The sequence below is a fragment of the Streptomyces mabaensis genome, from assembly GCF_053763515.1.
This window is the reverse complement of the sequence record NZ_JBSOPZ010000004.1, coordinates 130,685-147,485: the sequence shown is the minus strand read 5'-3', so window position 1 is coordinate 147,485 and position 16,801 is coordinate 130,685. Positions and strand designations below refer to the sequence as shown.

General features: G+C 71.7%; 15 protein-coding genes. 8 read left to right on the top strand and 7 right to left on the bottom strand.

The features are described from left to right. Window positions 1–16: 16 nt before the first annotated feature. The 3 genes from ACWV17_RS05135 to ACWV17_RS05125 all read right to left on the bottom strand — a co-directional run bounded on the left by ACWV17_RS05135 (window position 17) and on the right by ACWV17_RS05125 (window position 5,374). Complete coding sequence (locus ACWV17_RS05135) at window positions 17–1,816, bottom strand: ABC transporter substrate-binding protein (protein ID WP_455358636.1); 1,800 nt, start codon at window positions 1,814–1,816, stop codon at window positions 17–19. Window positions 1,817–1,878: 62 nt separating this feature from the next. Continuing rightward, window positions 1,879–2,931 (bottom strand): ABC transporter permease, encoded by a 1,053-nt coding sequence (locus tag ACWV17_RS05130; protein ID WP_455358635.1) that lies wholly within the window; start codon window positions 2,929–2,931, stop codon window positions 1,879–1,881. Between the two features lie 295 nt (window positions 2,932–3,226). Next, the gene (locus ACWV17_RS05125; protein WP_455358634.1) at window positions 3,227–5,374 is read right to left on the bottom strand and encodes a prolyl oligopeptidase family serine peptidase; all 2,148 of its coding nucleotides are present in this window, start codon (window positions 5,372–5,374) and stop codon (window positions 3,227–3,229) included. A 190-nt stretch (window positions 5,375–5,564) separates the two neighbouring features. Here ACWV17_RS05125 and ACWV17_RS05120 point away from each other — a divergent pair, with 190 nt between their 5' ends. The 4 genes from ACWV17_RS05120 to ACWV17_RS05105 all read left to right on the top strand — a co-directional run bounded on the left by ACWV17_RS05120 (window position 5,565) and on the right by ACWV17_RS05105 (window position 9,373). Then, window positions 5,565–5,759 (top strand): hypothetical protein, encoded by a 195-nt coding sequence (locus ACWV17_RS05120; RefSeq protein ID WP_455352637.1) that lies wholly within the window; start codon window positions 5,565–5,567, stop codon window positions 5,757–5,759. 24 nt (window positions 5,760–5,783) lie between these two features. Continuing rightward, window positions 5,784–6,677, top strand: a complete 894-nt coding sequence (mshB, locus tag ACWV17_RS05115; RefSeq protein ID WP_455358633.1) for an N-acetyl-1-D-myo-inositol-2-amino-2-deoxy-alpha-D-glucopyranoside deacetylase — start codon at window positions 5,784–5,786, stop codon at window positions 6,675–6,677. Then, entirely contained in the window at window positions 6,674–7,066 is a 393-nt protein-coding gene (locus tag ACWV17_RS05110; RefSeq protein WP_455358632.1) for a DUF6113 family protein, read from the top strand. The genes mshB and ACWV17_RS05110 overlap by 4 nt, the downstream gene beginning before the upstream one ends. A gap of 165 nt (window positions 7,067–7,231) precedes the next feature. Continuing rightward, entirely contained in the window at window positions 7,232–9,373 is a 2,142-nt protein-coding gene (locus ACWV17_RS05105) for a hypothetical protein (RefSeq protein ID WP_455358631.1), read from the top strand. A gap of 47 nt (window positions 9,374–9,420) precedes the next feature. On the opposite strand, the gene ACWV17_RS05100 is transcribed toward ACWV17_RS05105, so the two are convergent. Both ACWV17_RS05100 and ACWV17_RS05095 read right to left on the bottom strand, forming a co-directional pair. Continuing rightward, window positions 9,421–10,251 (bottom strand): transglutaminase-like domain-containing protein, encoded by an 831-nt coding sequence (locus tag ACWV17_RS05100; RefSeq protein ID WP_455358630.1) that lies wholly within the window; start codon window positions 10,249–10,251, stop codon window positions 9,421–9,423. A 31-nt stretch (window positions 10,252–10,282) separates the two neighbouring features. After that, complete coding sequence (locus ACWV17_RS05095; RefSeq protein WP_455358629.1) at window positions 10,283–11,317, bottom strand: GNAT family N-acetyltransferase; 1,035 nt, start codon at window positions 11,315–11,317, stop codon at window positions 10,283–10,285. A 141-nt stretch (window positions 11,318–11,458) separates the two neighbouring features. On the opposite strand from ACWV17_RS05095, the gene fdxA reads away from it, so the two are divergent. Together fdxA and ACWV17_RS05085 are read left to right on the top strand one after the other, a co-directional pair. Then, window positions 11,459–11,779 carry a ferredoxin gene (gene fdxA, locus ACWV17_RS05090; protein WP_003985062.1) on the top strand — a complete coding sequence of 107 codons (321 nt, stop codon included), beginning with the start codon at window positions 11,459–11,461 and terminating at the stop codon, window positions 11,777–11,779. 93 nt (window positions 11,780–11,872) lie between these two features. Further along, entirely contained in the window at window positions 11,873–12,973 is a 1,101-nt protein-coding gene (locus ACWV17_RS05085) for a bifunctional succinyldiaminopimelate transaminase/glutamate-prephenate aminotransferase (protein WP_455358628.1), read from the top strand. A gap of 69 nt (window positions 12,974–13,042) precedes the next feature. Here ACWV17_RS05085 and ACWV17_RS05080 read toward each other — a convergent pair whose 3' ends face one another. After that, window positions 13,043–13,525 carry an ATP-binding protein gene (locus ACWV17_RS05080; RefSeq protein WP_455358627.1) on the bottom strand — a complete coding sequence of 161 codons (483 nt, stop codon included), beginning with the start codon at window positions 13,523–13,525 and terminating at the stop codon, window positions 13,043–13,045. A gap of 284 nt (window positions 13,526–13,809) precedes the next feature. Then, window positions 13,810–14,766 carry a hypothetical protein gene (locus tag ACWV17_RS05075; RefSeq protein WP_455358626.1) on the bottom strand — a complete coding sequence of 319 codons (957 nt, stop codon included), beginning with the start codon at window positions 14,764–14,766 and terminating at the stop codon, window positions 13,810–13,812. 77 nt (window positions 14,767–14,843) lie between these two features. Between ACWV17_RS05075 and dapE the strand changes: the two genes are divergently transcribed. Further along, window positions 14,844–15,923, top strand: a complete 1,080-nt coding sequence (dapE, locus tag ACWV17_RS05070) for a succinyl-diaminopimelate desuccinylase (protein WP_455352628.1) — start codon at window positions 14,844–14,846, stop codon at window positions 15,921–15,923. Window positions 15,924–15,992: 69 nt separating this feature from the next. After that, complete coding sequence (locus ACWV17_RS05065; RefSeq protein WP_455352627.1) at window positions 15,993–16,745, top strand: LOG family protein; 753 nt, start codon at window positions 15,993–15,995, stop codon at window positions 16,743–16,745. Window positions 16,746–16,801 lie beyond the last annotated feature (56 nt).

Genomic DNA, 16,801 nt, shown 5'->3' with positions numbered 1-16,801 from the left:
GCGTTCTTCCGGGCGGTTACTTCACGAAGACCGCGGTCGGGTCCACCGCGCCGTACGGCTCGTGCCACTTCACCCCGCCGATGCCCGAGCCCCAGAGCGTGTACAGCCGGTTGAAGAACAGCGGCACCTGCGGCACCTCGTCCGTGAGGATCTTCTGGGAGACCTTCATCCACTCGTCGCCGGCCTCGTCGATGTCCCCGATCTTCTCGATCCGCGCGATCTCGTCGTTGACCGGTTTCGAATTGAGGTGGGAGTAGTTCGCCGAGTCGTCGTAGACGTTCTTGCCGTCGTACAGCGGCGGCACGACCGTGGACGCGGACGGCCAGTCGGCACCCCACGAGGAGCGGTAGGCGTCGAACGTGTTCTTCACCTTGCCGATCTGCGTGTAGTAGGTGGAGGAGTCGACCTCCTTCTTCTCCACCTGGAAGCCGGCCTTCTCCAGCGCCCGCTCCACGACCACCGCGGCGTTCTGCGCGGGCCCGGTGTTGGCGTACGCGTAGACGATCGTCCTGCCCTCCGCGCCCGCCTCCTTCAGCAGCGCCCTGGCCTTCGCCGGGTTGCCCGCCGGGTACTTCTTCTTCCCGAACGGGTCGAAGTCCTGGTAGCCCTTGAGCGTCGGGCCGACGAGCGATCCGGCGACCTCGCCGGCCTTCGGGCCGCCGTACTGCTGGAGCACCTGCCCGGACGGCCAGGCCCAGGCCAGGGCCTCGCGGACCCGCTTGTCCTTGATCCGGTCCATGTTGATGCTGACGACGTCGACGTACGGCTGCGTCCTGGTGAAGGTGCGCGGCGTGGCGGCCCTGTTCGCCAGGACCGTCGAGATCTGCGACGGGTCGACGGCGTTGGTCCACGTCATGCCGGTCTTGTCGGCGCCCTGGTCGGCCAGCAGCCGGCGGGTCGAGTCGACCCACTGGTGGCCGAAGGACACCTGGAACCTGTCGACGTACTGATGGCGGACGGCGTCCGTCTTCGGGTCCCAGTTCTCGTTCCTGACGAACTCGATGCTCTTGCCCGGCTTGAAGTTCCGCACCTTGTACGGCCCGGAGGCGACCGGCGCCTTGTCGTACTTCTCCTTGGTGTCCTTGGCCGCCGGTACGGCCGCGATGTTCGGCATGGCGACCGCGAACGGCACCTCGGCGCGCGGCTGGCCGAACTTCAGCACGATCGTTCTGTCGTCCGGCGTCGCGAGCACGCTGTCCGGCAGGTGCTTTCCGCCGTACGGGCCGTCGGGCAGCGCCTTGCGGTACTCCTGGCCGGCTCCGGACAGCCACTGCTGGAGATAGGTCGGGCCGTTGGTCTGGTACTTCGCGTACAGCCGCTCGATGCCGTGCCGGACGTCCTTCGAGGTGATCGGGGTGCCGTCCTCGAACTTCAGCCCGTCCTTGAGGGTGTACGTCCAGGTCCTGCCGCCGTCGGACGGCTTACCCGTGTCCGTGGCGAGGTCGCCGACCAGCGTCACCCTGCCGGTCCTGTCGTCGATCTTGTACGTCGTCAGCGTGCGGTTGTAGAGCGTCTGCATGATCAGCTCGTCGCTGACATAGATCTGGCCGGGGTCGAGGTGCTCGAAGGCGTCCCGCTGCAGCACGCTGACCGTGCCGCCCGGCTTGGCGCCGGGCAGCTCGGGCGCGGGGCCGGCCGAGTCGGCCGCCGTACCGATGGAGATGCTCTGCTGCTGGAGCTCCGGCTCCTTGGCCTGTTTCTCCTTGCCCTCGCCACCGCTGCCACTGCTGCACGCGGAGAGCACGAGCGCGCCCGCCGCGACCGTGCTCACCGAAAGACGGACTCTGCGCCGAATGGGGGACCTGGTGGACGTCATGGTTGTCAATGCACCTGCCTCGTCGGACGGAACACTTCTGGTCTTGCGTCTTGCGCCCTGCGTCAGCGTCTGGTTTTCGGGTCGATGGCGTCCCGGACCGAGTCCCCGAGCAGGTTGAAGGCGACCACGAAGATCACCATGGCGATGCCGGGGAAGAACATGTACGTGATGTCGCCCTCGTAGAACTCGGCGCCGTTGGCGAACATCCGGCCCCAGTCCGGCGTCGGCTCCACCAGGCCGACACCGAGAAAGGACAGGCCGGCCTCCAGCGTCACGAAGTTCGGCAGCATCAGCGTGGACTGCACGAGGATCGGCGTGGTCAGGTTGGGCAGCAGCTCCTTGCGGATGATCCGCCACGGCGGTGCGCCGGTGACCTTGGCGGCCTCGATGAACTCCCGTTCCCGCAGGCTGAGGACCTGGGACCGCAGCAGCCGGGCCAGTGTCATCCAGCCCAGCAGCCACAGCACCATGACCAGCGCCGTGACCCGGAAATAGGTCGGGGTCTCCTTCTGCGGGCTGACGAACAGTGCCGTGACCACCGGCATGAACGCGACGAAGAAGAGCTGCTGCGGGAAGGACAGCAGCAGGTCGATGAAGCGGCCCAGGAAGTAGTCCGTACGCCCGCCCAGGTAGCCGGCCGTCACGCCGATGATGATTCCGGTGAGCGTCGACAGGACTGTCGCGGCCAGCCCGATCAGCAACGAGGTACGGATTCCGTACACGAGCTGCATCAGGACGTCGCGTCCGAGCCGGGGCTCGATGCCGAACCAGAACTCCCCGTCGATACCGCCGTTCGGCTTCACCGGATAACCGCTGACCGGATCGAGCAGCTCGGGCCGGTCCAGGCCGTAGGTCGTGTACGGGTCCTTGCCGTACAGCCAGCCGATCACCGGCGCCAGGGCCGCCACCAGGAAGAAGAACAGCACGACGTACGCGGAGATCACGCCGGTACGGTCGCGCCGGAACCGGCGCCAGGCCAGCTGCCCGGGGGACCGGCCCGCGAGCTGCTCGGCGTCCTTGCCGAGCGGACCCGGCCCGAGCGGACCCGACGGAATGTCAGGAACGGCCGGGGTGGGGTCGGTTCCTGTGGCTGCGGCCTGAGATGGACTCGTCATCGCTGTGCGCGCCTCCGGAAATCCCGCGGGATGATCCGGACTCTGGCAAGAGAGGTCTATGCCAGTCAAGGGCCGAACGGGCGAAGATGGGCCATTGGCCGCCGAACGGAACGGCATGATAAATGCCCATCAATTCCGTTAACACGAAGGCAACTTGGCTGTCGCAACTCCGATATACGAACCAGCCAGGCTGGACAGCGTACGGCCGTGCGGGTGCCGTGGGCCGGCCGGGGCGCCTCCTGGTGTCCCGGCCGGTCGCCCGCCGCGCGGCCACCGCCGCCCGGTCGCCCGGCCCTCAGTGCCCCAGTGAGCGCTTGAGGAAGTCCACCTGGAGCAGGAGCAGGTTCTCGGCGACCTCTTCCTGCGGGGTCATATGGGTGACGCCCGTCAGCGGGAGCACCTCGTGGGGGCGGCCCGCGGCCAGCAGCGCCGAGGAGAGCCGCAGCGTGTGTGCCATCACCACGTTGTCGTCGGCCAGCCCATGGATGATCATCAGCGGCCGGGCCTCGTCCGCCGCACCGGAGAGCCGGCCGTCCCCGGTCAGCAGCGAGTTCGTGTCGTACACCCCCGGCTGCTCGCCCGGGTCGCCGAGATAGCGCTCGGTGTAGTGCGTGTCGTACAGGCGCCAGTCGGTGACGGGAGCGCCGGCGATCGCGGCGTGGAAGACGTCCGGGCGGCGCAGCACCGCGAGGGCGGCCAGATAGCCGCCGTACGACCAGCCGCGGATCGCGACCCGGTCGAGGTCCAGCGGGAAGTGGCCGGCGAGCCCGTGCAAGGCCTCGATCTGGTCGTCGAGGGTCAGGGTGAAGTCGTCCTTGACCGCCTTCTCCCAGGCCGGCGAGCGGCCCGGTGCGCCCCGCCCGTCGGCCACGACCACCGCGAATCCCTGGTCGGCGAACCACTGGGAGGTGAGGTGGGGGTTGTGCGCGGCCACCACCCGCTGGCCGTGCGGTCCACCGTACGGATCCAGCAGGACCGGAAGCGGTCCGTCCGCGTCCGTATAGTGCGTCGGAAGCAGCACGGCGCACGGAATCCGTCGTGCGCCCCCCTCGGTGAGCGTCACCCCGGCCCGGAGGGCGGGTTCCTCCGCGTACGAGGCGATGACCGCGAGCTGCTTGCCCTCGCGCAGTACCTGGACCGCCGCGCCGCTGTGCGCGGTTGACGCCGAGACGAGGACGGTCACCGGCCCGGACCGCACCGCCGTGTGGACCCCGGCCGCGGTGGACACGCGCTCGATACCCAGCTCGTTGACCCGGTAGACATGGATCTCACCGGTCTCCGGCGCCTCGGCCCGCTCGCCCGCGGACGCCGAGACGAGCACGTCCGAGTCCGCGATGTCCAGGACCGCCCGCACCTGCAGCTGCGGCCCGGTCAGCGGCCGGTCGCCGACCGCCAGGACCCGCGCCCCGCCCTCGTCGGCGATCCGTACGAGCCGGCCGTCCGGCGCCCACGCGGGCACTCCGGAGCTCAGCTCCAGCCACGCCGGGTCCTCGTCGGCGTGCACCAGCCGGGTCGCGCCGGTCTCCGTGTCGACCGCCAGATACCGCTGGCCGCGCTGGTCACGGGACTGCACCAGCAGCAGCGGCGCGCCCCCGGCCGACCAGTGCACGCGCGCGAGGTAGGGGTGACGGGTACGGTCCCAGACCACCTCCGTACGGCTGCCGTCCAGGCCGAACAGGAACAGCCGCACCTCGGCGTTGGCGGTACCGGCCGCGGGGTAGGGCACCTGGTCCGGCGCCCGGTCCGGGAACGCCGGATTCGAGATCCACCAGCGCTCCACGGCGGCGTCGTCGACCCGGGCTGCGAGCAGCCGGTCGGACTCCGGCGACCACCAGAAGCCCCGGGAGCGGCCCATTTCCTCCGCGGCGATGAACTCGGCGAGGCCGTAGCCGACGGTCGGGCTCTCCGGCTCGGCGAGCGCCCGGTCGCCACCCGTCCGGTGCTCGTCGCTGTCGCCGCCGTCCGCCCCGGTCACGCGCAGGGCGCCCTGCGCCACGTACGCGACGTACCGGCCGTCGGGCGAGGGGCGCGGGTCGATGACCGGGCCGGGTACGGGCAGTTCACGGGCGGTGCCGGCCCGCAGCTCGGCGGTGAACAGCCGCCCCGACAGGGCGAACGCGGCCAACTCCGCCGCGTCGTCGACCGCGTAGCCGACGATGCCCGCCGACCCTTCGCGGCTGCGCTCGCGCCGGGCCCGCTCCTCGGCGGACAGCTTCTCGTCCGCGCCGCCCAGCAGCACCGCCGGATCGGCGGCCACGCGTTCCCGGGCCCCGTCGGCGAGATCGAGCACCCAGAGCAGATTCGCCCGATCGGTACCGGAGGAGGAACGCAGGAAGATGACCCGCTCGCCGTCCGGCGAGACCGTGAACGCGCGCGGGGCGCCGAGGGTGAAGCGCTGGGTCCTGGCGTACTGGCGGGGGAACGAGAGCTCTCCGGACGTCATGATCCGAGCCTAGGGGGTGTGCCGCGGGGCTGTCCCGGAGCCATGCGCCCCTCGTGCTGCCGTGCACCGAACAATGCGTGGCAACGGATAGTTATGATCCGTAGCGCCAGGTGGGTAAGTACCCCCTGGCACATGCATGCTGCCCATGAACGTGCCCGTGAAGGCCGTCCGGATATGGAGGTGAACCGCCGTGGCACTCTCGATTTCGGCGGTGGTGCTGCTGGCGATCGTCGTCTTCCTGCTGGTCCGGAAATCCGGGCTGAAGGCGGGACACGCGCTGGTCTGCATGCTGCTGGGCTTCTACCTCGCCAGCTCCTCCGTGGCGCCCACGATCAGCGAACTGACCACCAACGTGGCCGGGATGATCGGCGGCATCAAGTTCTAGCCGCATGCTCGTAGTCTGTCCCACATGACGGACCTTCCCGCCCGTCGTCTGCTTCTGGTGCACGCGCACCCCGACGACGAGTCGATCAACAACGGCGCCACGATGGCCAAGTACGCGAACGAGGGCGCCCAGGTCACCCTGGTGACCTGCACCCTGGGCGAGGAGGGCGAGGTCATCCCGCCCGATCTCGCGCGGCTGACCGCCGACCGCGACGACACCCTGGGCGCCCACCGCATCGGTGAACTGGCCGCCGCGATGAAGGAGCTGGGTGTCACCGACCACTCCTTCCTCGGCGGCGCCGGCCGCTTCCGGGACTCCGGAATGATGGGGCTTCCGCAGAACCACCGCGAAGGCGCCTTCTGGGACGCGGAGGTGGACGAGGCCGCGGCGTACCTCGTCGAGGTGATCCGCAGGCGCCGGCCGCAGGTCCTGGTGACGTACGACCCCAACGGCGGCTACGGGCACCCCGACCACATCCAGGCCCACCGCGTCGCCATGCGTGCCGCCGAGCTGGCCGCCGAGCCGGCCTTCCGCCGGGATCTCGGGACGCCGCACACCCTCGCGAAGATCTACTGGAACCGGGTGCCGCGTTCGGTGGCCGAAGCCGGCTTCGCGCGGCTGCACGCGGCGGGCGAGGACGCGCCCTTCCCCGGGATCGCCACGGTGGACGACGTGCCGGGGGTGGTGGCCGACGAGCAGATCACCGCGGAGATCGACGGAACGCCGTACGCGCAGGCCAAGGCGGCCGCCATGCGCGCCCACGCCACCCAGATCGCGGTGGACGGCCCCTTCTTCGCGCTTTCGAACGATCTGGGGCAGCCCCTCTTCACGGCGGAGTACTACGAGTTGGCCGACGGGGACTCCGGCGCACCGGCCGGCGAACGCGAGACGGATCTGTTTGCCGGGGTGGTCCGGTGACTTCCCCGGGTACGTCACCCTTCAACCCCGCCCGAATCGCGCTGTATCTGCTGCTTGTCGTGCTCGGCGTCGCGGTCGGCATGGCGGGGGCGCTCGTCCAGGCGGCCTGGTTTCCCGGCGGGTTGCTGTTCGTCCTGCTGGCCACCGCCGCCTTCTTCTACGCGGGGCGCCGGGCCACCGGCGGCCCGGCGGGGGTGCTGGCGGGCGCGGCGGGCTGGATGCTGTCGTTTCTGCTGCTTTCGGCCACCCGTCCGGAGGGCGACTTCGTCTTTGCCGCGGGGCTCGGTACGTATGTCTTCCTGCTGGGCGGACTTGTCGCCGCTGTGATGTGCGCCACCCTGCAGCGTCTTTCGGAACCACCGGTTCCGGCCGCCCGACTTGGCAAGTGACGTGCCACTTCCGCCGCCGGATTGACCGCCCTTGTGCGGTTGCCGGCAGCCCGCTTCCGGCGGTCCCCCGGTGTGTGCCGACGGCGGACAGTATGGTGGTGCGCGCCGCCGAGCTGCCCGCGCACGGACAAAGACGGGCGGCGGAGCCAACCGGGAGAACCTGCCTTGAGTCGTGAAACTGACAGTTCGTCCTCCGGGCCCAAGGGGCGCGGTGGAGCCGCCTACCCCTCGGGTACACCGCCGTACGGAACCCGCCAGTATCCGTCGCTGCACCCGTCGGGACCGGACGCGCCGGAAGAGAGAGCCGAAGCCCCCGTTCCGCCGCAGGCCGAGGAGAAGAAGACCGAGACCACGCTGACCACCCGGATCCGGATCAACATCCCGGGGTCGCGGCCGATCCCGCCGGTGGTGATGCGTACGCCGATGAGTGACGTGGACGCGGCGGCGGCAGCGGGGCAGAGCGGCGAGCGCACCGGCAGCACCGGGCTGCCCGAGGCCGAGCCCGCGGCCGCGCAGCAGCAGGAGGAAGCGGCGGCGGAGGAGCCGAAGGCGGAGGGGAAGGGGAGCGACTGGTTCGCTCCGCGCAAGTCCGCGCCGGCGGCTGGTCCGGCGGCCGGTGCGCCGAGCGCGGGTCCCGGGGGCGGGAGCGCCCAGTCCCCCTCGGCGCCCGGCGGCGGAACGCGCCCCGACCTCCCGTACTTCTCGGACGTCCCGCAGCAGAACAGCGGCAACGGCCAGAGCGGCCGGCCCGCGCAGAACGGACCAGCCACGCCGCCGCCGCCCGGAACGGCCGACCGCGACGCCGGCAGCCCCTTCGCGCCGCCGCCCGGTACGCCTCGCCCCGGCGACCGCGACCCCGGCAGCGGTTTCGCGCCGCCGCCGGCCGGTACCGGGCCGCGCCCGGCCGACCGCGACGCCGGGAGCCCCTTCGCGCCGCCGCACGGTACGCCTCGCCCCGGCGACCATGACACCCCCGGCCCCTTCACGCCGCCGCCCGGCGCTACCGGTGGGCCCGCGGGGCCCACCAGCGGACCCGTCACCGGCGAGATGCCGCTGCTCCCGCCCGGCTTCCGGCAGGGCGACGTCCCGGCGGGCCCGCCGCGGATGAGCGACGACACCGCTGTACTCACCCCGCAGCGGTCCGCGCCCAAGCCGGCCGACGGCGGCCATGTCTCGGGCGACACGCTGACCAGCGGGATTCCCGCCGTACCGCCGGTCCACCACTCGCCGTTCGCTCCGCCGACCCACACCGGGGGCCCGAGCCCCGACCTGGGGCCGCGGCTCGACGGCCCGCCCCTCGCACCGGAACCCACACCGGCGCCCGTCCCGGCCCCCGCGCCGCGCGTGTCCGCACCGGAGAAGAAGGGCCGCTCCAAGCTCGTGCTGGCCGCGGTCGGCGCGTTCGGCCTGATCGGCGTCGCGTACGGCGCGGGCCTGCTGCTCAACCACTCCGAGGTGCCCAAGGGCACCACCGTGCTCGGCGTCGACATCGGCGGCGGCACCAAGCAGGAGGCGGTCGACAGGCTCGACGCCGCGTTCGGCAAGCGCGCCGCCGCCCCGCTGCGACTCACCGTCGGTGGCGACCAGGTCGAGCTCAAGCCGGACAAGGCCGGTCTCTCGCTGGACAGCCAGGAGACGGTACGGTCGGCCGCGGGCAGCGACTACAACCCCGTCTCGGTCATCGGCACGCTCTTCGGCGGTGAGCGGGTCGCCCAGCCGGTGATCCCGGTCGACTCCGAGAAGCTGCAGGTCGCCCTGACCGACCTGGCCGGAGTCTCCGGCTCCGCGAGCGAGGGCACGATCACGTTCGAGCCCGGCAAGGCCGTCGCCGTACCGGGCAAGCCGGGCAAGTCGCTGGATGTCGGCCGCTCGATGATCTCGGTGAAGGACGCGTACCGCGCCCAGGTCGAGACGGGCGAGTCCAGGGCGGTCGAGCTGCCCGTCAGCTCCAAGGCGCCGACGATCGGCAAGGCCGAGCTGGACCGGGCGATGAAGGACTTCGCGGAACCCGCGATGTCCGGGCTGGTGACGGTGTCGGCGGGCGGGAAGTCCATCCAGTTCGGCCCGACGAAGTCGCTGCCGAAGTTCCTCGGCATGAAGGCCGTCGACGGCAGGCTCGTCGAGACGTACAACCTCGAAGAGCTGAAGAAGCTCTACGGCAGCGTCTTCGACGGTGTCCTCATCCAGCGCGGCAACGGTGACAAGACCGCAGTCACCCCGCAGGACGTAGCGGGCGTGCTGGGCAAGGCGCTGCGCGGCAAGACGGCCGCCGAACGCACCGGCGTGATCGAGACGAACCCCAGCTAGCCACGACATCGCATGGCTGGAACGGCCCAGGGCTCCTCGGCCTGGGGTCAGTTCAGCATGGCCCGGGCCGCCCGGGCCCGGCCGCGGACGGTCTCCGCCGCGGCCGGGTCCACCGCGGCCACCACCTCCGCGTACGCGTCGAGCTCCGCCGCACCGGTCAGGAACTCGCCGCGCCGCACGAGGAGGATGGCCCGGTCGTAGCGCAGCCGGGCCGGATGGGACGGAAGCAGCAGCGACAGGTCCAGCGCCCACAGCTGTACGGCGGAGTGCTCCGGGCGGGCCGCGGCCCAGGCCTGGATGTTGTTGAGGATGCGCAGCACGATCTCCAGCGGCTCGGCCGGAATCAGCATCGAGGGGTCCAGCGGGCCGCCCGTCGCCCCGGCGACCAGCAGTTCGGTGTCCGAGCCGGTCAGCAGCCGGCCGCCGCCGAACGGGTCGGCCAGCACCTGCTCCGCCGGGTCGCCGAAGCCGATCACGAAGTGCCCGGGCAGGGCGACCCCGTACACCGGCGCGCCCGCGCGGCGGGCCACCTCCATCCAGACGACCGACAACAGGATCGGCAGCCCGCGCCGGCGGCGCAGCACCGCGTGCAGCAGCGAGGACTCCAGGCGCTGGTAGTCGGCGGGCGTACCGCGGAAACCGCAGCGCGTGCCCAGCAGCTCGGCGAGCGCCGCCGCCCAGGCGCGGGGGCCGCCGGGGCCGAACGGGAGCAGTCCCGCGAGCCGGTCCAGTTCGATCTGGGCCTCGTCGATCCCGTGCTCGCCGAGCGCGGGATCCGCCTCGGCCCCCACCAGCAGGCACAGCAGCGCGAGGTCCGGCCGCTCGGCGCGGGCCTCGGCCGCGAACTGCTCGCGCCGACCGGTGGATTCGTCGTGCATACGGACTCTGTACCCGTCCAGGCGGACCGGTCTACGCGGACGTCGCGGGCGTCGGGGACATCGCGGGCGTCGCGGACCGGAAGTGGTGGTAGTGGTGGTGGGTGGCGAAGCCCAGGCCGTCGTACAGGCCACGCGCGCCGGTGTTGTCAGCCTCCAGCTGGAGCCACGACGCGGAGGCGCCCTCCTCCAGGGCCTGCCGGGCGAGGGCGGCCATCACGGCGGTGGCCAGCCCCTGCCGCCGGTGGCCGGGATCCACCTCCACGGCCATGAAGCCGGCCCAGCGCCCGTCGACGACGCACCGGCCGATCGCCGCCGGCGGTTCGCCGGCCCCGCGCGGCACGCTCGCGAACCACACCGAGGGACCGCTGCCCAGCACCGCGCGCACATGCGGGCCCGGCCGCTGGAAGCGCTGGTAGCGCGAGAGCCAGGCATCGTCGACGGTGCGGGCGAGCCGGACCCGGGAGACGTCCGCGTCGAGGTCGGCGAGCGGCGCGAGGCCGGCGATCCGTACCTCGGCGGAGACCTCGCGTACCCAGCCGCGGTGTTCCAGTTCGGCGCAGAGCCGCTCCTGCGTGCCCTCGGCGCCGGTGGCGGCCTGGATGTACGCGGGCAGCTCCCGCGCCTCGTACCACCGGGTCACGTGTGCGAGCGCCTCGTCGAGCGGCAGTCCGGGATCGCCGAGCGGCAGCACCGAGTTCGCCCGCCGGGTGAAACCGGACGCGGCGCGCAGCACCCAGTCGCCGAGCCGCTCGCTCTCGACGGGCTGCCAGGCGCGGGCGATCACCGGCGCGAGCTCGTCGAAACCGGCCGCGGGACCCCGTCGGCGGGCCGGGGCAGCGGGCACCACCTTGCCCGCGACCAGCGTGGATTCCGGGATACGGACGCTCTCACCGGTCCGGCGTGTGATGAGCAGCACACCCTTGTCCCATGATGTGAGAACTCCGACCGTGTCGGTGAACTTCCGCGCCGTCCCGGGATCGCCCGTAAGGCATCGAACCGATACACGTTTGCCCACGTCAGCAGGGGTGATACGCACCTTGAGCCGTCCTCCGGCAATGATTTCCACAGCTGTGTACGCCCCTCCTGTTCGGATCGTGCCCGGGAACGGAGATACTAGGTGCGGGCATCGACGACGCCGCGCTCCCGCGCGCCACGTGGACGGAGCCGCAGATCGGCCCGCCGCGCCCTATCGAGGAGGAACGACAGCGTGACCTACGTCATCGCGCAGCCTTGTGTCGACGTCAAGGACAAGGCGTGCATCGAGGAGTGCCCGGTCGACTGCATCTACGAGGGCTCTCGGTCCTTGTACATCCACCCGGACGAATGCGTCGACTGTGGAGCCTGTGAGCCGGTCTGCCCGGTCGAGGCGATCTTCTACGAGGACGACACTCCCGAGGAGTGGAAGGACTACTACAAGGCGAACGTCGAGTTCTTCGACGAGCTCGGCTCGCCCGGTGGTGCCTCCAAGCTCGGGCTGATCGAGCGTGACCACCCCTTCATCGCCGCGCTGCCGCCGCAGAACGGCTGATCACGCATCCTCGGTCGCCCTCGGTCCCGTACGGCACGCCCGCCGTACGGGACCGCGGTGTTTGAACACGTACGTACGAGAAAGAGAAGCACCTTGCCCGCAGTCTCTTCCCGGCTCCCGGTGTTCCCCTGGGACAAGCTCGAGCCGTACAAGGCGACGGCCGCCGCCCATGCGGACGGCATCGTGGACCTGTCCGTCGGTACGCCCGTCGACCCGGTGCCCGGCCTGATCCGGCAGGCGCTCGTCGCGGCCGCCGACTCCCCGGGCTATCCGACGGTGTGGGGGACCGCGGAGCTGCGTGACGCGCTCACCGGCTGGGTGGAGCGGCGGCTCGGTGCGACCGGCGTCCGGCACGCGAACGTCCTGCCGGTGGTCGGCTCGAAGGAACTGGTGGCCTGGCTGCCGACGCAGCTCGGCCTGGGGGCCGGCGACCGCGTGGCCTATCCGCGGCTCGCGTACCCGACGTACGAGGTCGGCGCGCGGCTGGCCGGCGCCGAGCCGGTCGTCTACGACGATCCGACCGAGCTGGATCCGGCGGGCCTGAAGCTGCTCTGGCTCAACTCGCCGTCGAACCCGACCGGCCGGGTGCTGGCGAAGGACGAGCTGATCCGGATCGTCGCCTGGGCGCGCGAGCACGGGGTGCTGCTCTTCAGCGACGAGTGCTACCTGGAGCTGGGCTGGGAGGCCGATCCGGTTTCCGTCCTGCATCCGGACGTCTGCGGTGGTTCGTACGAGGGGATCGTCGCCGTCCACTCGCTCTCCAAGCGCTCCAACCTGGCCGGCTACCGCGCGGCGTTCCTGGCGGGCGACGCGGCGGTCCTGGGCGAGCTGCTGCAGATCCGCAAGCACGGCGGCATGATGACGCCGGCCCCGGTGCAGGCGGCCACGGTCGCGGCGCTCGGTGACGACGCGCATGTCGCGGAGCAGCGGACCCGGTACGCAGCCCGCCGCGCCGCCCTGCGCGCGGCGCTGGAGGCGCACGGCTTCCGGATCGAGCACAGCGAGGCGAGCCTGTACCTGTGGGCGACGCGGGACGAGCCCTGCTGGCAGACCGTGGCGTATCTGGCGGAGCTGGGCATCCTGGTCGCGCCGGGCGACTTCTACGGCGCGGCGGGGGAGCGGTTCGTGCGCGTCGCGTTCACGGCCACCGACGAGCGTGTCGCGGCGGCGGTCAAGCGGCTCGGCGGCCAGTAGGACGCAGAACGAAGGGGCCCGGGGAGTTCGTGCTCCCCGGGCCCCTTCGGGCTTTCCGTGACCGGCGGGCTAGCCGAGCGGCAGCCCGTTGACCGGCAGGGTTCCGGCGCCGGGGACGCCGCTGTCGGCCAGGCCGGCCAGGCTGCCCTGGGAGGCCAGCGAGCCGAGGCTCTCGGTGGGCAGGCCGCCCTCGGTGGCGGTGCCGGCGGTCTCGCCGAGGAGGTTGCCGGCGCTGCCCGCGGCCTCACCGGTGGCTTCCTGCGCGGCGGGGGTGGCGGTCCCCACGATCTTGCCGCCGGTCTTGCCCGCGGCCGGAACGGCCGTCTCGACGGCCTTGCCGCCGGCCTCGCCGGCGAGCCCGGTGGCCTGCTGGGTGGCGCCGTCGACCGTGCTGCTGACGCTCGCGGCGTCCACGGCGGTCAGCCCACCCAGATCGGGGGCGGCGGGGAGGCCCGCGGCGCTTGCCGAGCCGGCCGCGCCGGCCACGGGTGCCGCACCCGCTGCGATCAGCAGGGCGGCACGGGCGATCCGGCGGGTCAGGGGGAGGGACATGATGCTCCTTAGACGGGAGACGACGTTGACGACGCAGTGACAACAGCTCCGGGGGAGGGAGAAGTTGCGGTGTGCCGAGGTAAAGAGTTGGTAATGCGTCGCATTATCGGTTCCGGTTAAAAACGGACAAAGGGTTGTCGCCTCTTCGTCCTGCGGAATCGTCACAGCGCTGTGTTCTCAAGGCCTTTCCGGAATGCGGGAGAAGCCCGGAAAGACGCCCCGGATATTCGCTTTCCGAGGGCGCCGGACGGCGGCGGACCAACCCTGCCGAGTGAGCGTCCGTACTAGTGCGCGGTGACGATCCGGACCTCGTCCGGACCGGCCTTCTGTTCCGAATCGGCCGCATCGCGCCATTCGTCCCCGGAATCCCCGGCGGTCCACTCCCGGCCCGCGAAGGAGACCCGTTCGATGCGCAGTCCGGCCGACTGGGCCACCGCCCAGTGGGCCAGCTCCCAGCCCCGCTGCTCCGCGGCGTTCTTGCCCGCGGCCCGGTCGGGGGTGCGCACCGGCACGACGATGGTGGCGCCCTTGCCGCCCGCCGGGGCGGACGCGCCGGCCTTCCCGGTCCCGGGCAGCGCCCCCGGCCCGAAGCTGCGCTCCAGTTCCGCCCGCACCCTGGCCGGGTCGCCCGGGGTGCCGTCCCCGCGCGCGGTGCAGGTGAGGGTCGCGGCGGTCCGGCCGGTGAGAGCGCGGGCCAGCAGCGCCGCGTCCGGCTCGTGTTTGGCGTACGCCTGCGGGAAGCCGCTGAGCTGCACCCGCTGCGCGGCGACCGTCAGCGGCAGCCGCGAGTAGCCGGGTACTTCGGCGAGCCGGTCGTAGAAGATGCCGGCCGAGTAAACCGGGTCCATGATCTGCTTCGGCGTTCCCCAGCCCTGCGACGGGCGCTGCTGGAAGAGGCCGAGCGAGTCACGGTCGCCGTAGTCGATGTTGCGCAGCCCCGACTCCTGGAGGGCGGTCGCCAGCGCGATGGTCACCGCCCGCTCCGGCATGCCGCGGGTCGTGCCGACCGCGGAGATCGTGGCGGCGTTCGCGGCCTGCGCGGGGCTGAACTCGTACGTCGCCCCGCCGCCGCCCCCGTCGGCCGCCCGTACCGTGCAGCGGGGCGCTCCCCGGCCGCCCCCGCTCATGTACTGGACCAGGAAGTAGCCGGCGAGGGCGAGCAGCACGACTGAGGCCGCGGCGATTCGGAAGAGGCGGCCGCGACGACGGGCACGCGGGGTCTGCTCGGACACGGAGCCCACCGTACTGGAGTCCGGTACGGAGTCCGCCGGGTGGACCGCAGAGCCGTTCGCAGGGGTACGGACGCTAGGGTCGGGGCATGCCCGAAACCGCACTTGACCTCACCCTGGACGCCGCGGAACTGACCGCCCGGCTCGTCGACTTCCCGTCCGTGAGCGGTGACGAGAAGGCGCTCGCCGACGCGATCGAGCAGGCACTGCGCGCCCTCCCGCACCTCACCGTCGACCGGTACGGCAACAACGTCGTCGCCCGGACCCACCTGGGGCGCGCCGAGCGGGTCGTGCTGGCGGGCCACATCGACACCGTCCCCATCGCCGACAACGTCCCCTCGCGGCTCGACGACGACGGCGTCCTGTGGGGCTGCGGCACCTGCGACATGAAGTCCGGCGTCGCCGTGCAGCTGCGTATCGCGGCCACCGTCCCGGTGCCCAACCGCGACCTGACCTTCGTCTTCTACGACAACGAAGAGGTCGCCGCACACCTCAACGGCCTGGGACATGTGGCCGAGGCCCACCCCGACTGGCTGACCGGCGACTTCGCCGTACTGCTGGAGCCGTCCAACGGGCAGGTCGAGGGCGGCTGCCAGGGCACCCTGCGGGTGCTGCTGCGCACGGCGGGAGAGCGGGCGCACTCCGGCCGCAGCTGGCTGGGGTCGAACGCGATCCACGCCGCCGCGCCGATCCTGGCCAGGCTCGCGGAGTACGAGCCGCGGCTGCCGGTGATCGACGGGCTGGAGTACCACGAGGGGCTCAACGCGGTACGGATCGAGGGCGGCGTCGCCAACAACGTCATCCCCGACGCCTGCACGGTCACGGTCAACTTCCGCTACGCGCCGGACCGCAGCGAGGAGGAGGCCCTGGCTCATGTCCGGGAGGTCTTCGAGGGCTGCGGAGTCGAGGAGTTCATCGTCGACGACCACTCGGGCGCGGCACTCCCCGGGCTCTCTCACCCCGCCGCCGTGGCCTTCATCGAGGCCGTCGGCGGAGAGCCGCTGCCGAAGTTCGGCTGGACGGACGTCTCGCGCTTCAGCGCGGTCGGCGTCCCCGCGGTGAACTACGGTCCCGGCGACCCGCTGCTGGCGCACAAGCGCGACGAGCGGGTCGACACCCGGTGGATCACGCACTGCGAGGAGCGACTCCGCGCCTGGCTGACCTCCTGAATTCCCCTGCATGTCACCCGTGTGCGCCTACGCTGAACCGGCAACGATCTGTAGCGGAGGGAGCACATGATGGCCAACCCTGAGGGCGGCCGGCAGCAGCCGGAGGAAAAGCGCCTGGGTCCGGTCCTGCGGCGGCGCGAACAGGTCCAGAAGAGCACCACGGATCAGCGGCTGCTGGACTCCGAGGGCGCCGGCGAGTGGGTGCACACCGATCCCTGGCGGGTCCTGCGCATTCAGTCGGAGTTCATCGAGGGTTTCGGCACGCTCGCCGAACTGCCGCCCGCGATCAGTGTGTTCGGCTCGGCCAGGACACCCCCGGGCACCCCGGAGTACGCGGCTGGGGAGAAGCTCGGCCGCGCGCTCGTCGAGGCGGGCTTCGCGGTGATCACGGGCGGCGGGCCGGGTGCGATGGAGGCGGCGAACAAGGGCGCCCGGGAGGCCAAGGGCATCTCGGTCGGCCTCGGCATCGAGCTGCCCTTCGAGCAGGGCCTCAACCCGCATGTCGACATCGGCGTGAACTTCCGCTACTTCTTCGTCCGCAAGACGATGTTCGTGAAGTACGCGCACGGCTTCGTGGTGCTGCCCGGCGGGCTGGGCACGCTGGACGAACTGTTCGAGGCGCTCACCCTCGTCCAGACCCAGAAGGTCACGCGTTTCCCGATCGTGCTCTTCGGTACGGATTACTGGAGCGGCCTCGTCGAGTGGCTGCGGAACACGGTGATCGCGCAGGGCAAGGCGTCCGACCACGATCTGCTGCTCTTCCATGTCACGGACGACGTGGACGAGGCGATCTCGCTCGTCACCAAGGAAGTCAGCAAGTAGCGGTCTCCTGGGGGTGCCCAGGGTGCCCTGGGAGGCGCCCTGGGGGCGTCCTGGGG

Excerpts from the sequence above, each read along its gene's own strand:
- ACWV17_RS05135 (WP_455358636.1), bottom strand. The coding sequence starts at position 1,816 with ATGACGTCCACCAGGTCCCCCATTCGGCGCAGAGTCCGTCTTTCGGTG.
- ACWV17_RS05130 (WP_455358635.1), bottom strand. The coding sequence starts at position 2,931 with ATGACGAGTCCATCTCAGGCCGCAGCCACAGGAACCGACCCCACCCCG.
- ACWV17_RS05125 (WP_455358634.1), bottom strand. The coding sequence starts at position 5,374 with ATGACGTCCGGAGAGCTCTCGTTCCCCCGCCAGTACGCCAGGACCCAG.
- mshB (WP_455358633.1), top strand. The coding sequence starts at position 5,784 with ATGACGGACCTTCCCGCCCGTCGTCTGCTTCTGGTGCACGCGCACCCC.
- ACWV17_RS05100 (WP_455358630.1), bottom strand. The coding sequence starts at position 10,251 with ATGCACGACGAATCCACCGGTCGGCGCGAGCAGTTCGCGGCCGAGGCC.
- ACWV17_RS05080 (WP_455358627.1), bottom strand. The coding sequence starts at position 13,525 with ATGTCCCTCCCCCTGACCCGCCGGATCGCCCGTGCCGCCCTGCTGATC.
- dapE (WP_455352628.1), top strand. The coding sequence starts at position 14,844 with ATGCCCGAAACCGCACTTGACCTCACCCTGGACGCCGCGGAACTGACC.
- ACWV17_RS05065 (WP_455352627.1), top strand. The coding sequence starts at position 15,993 with ATGGCCAACCCTGAGGGCGGCCGGCAGCAGCCGGAGGAAAAGCGCCTG.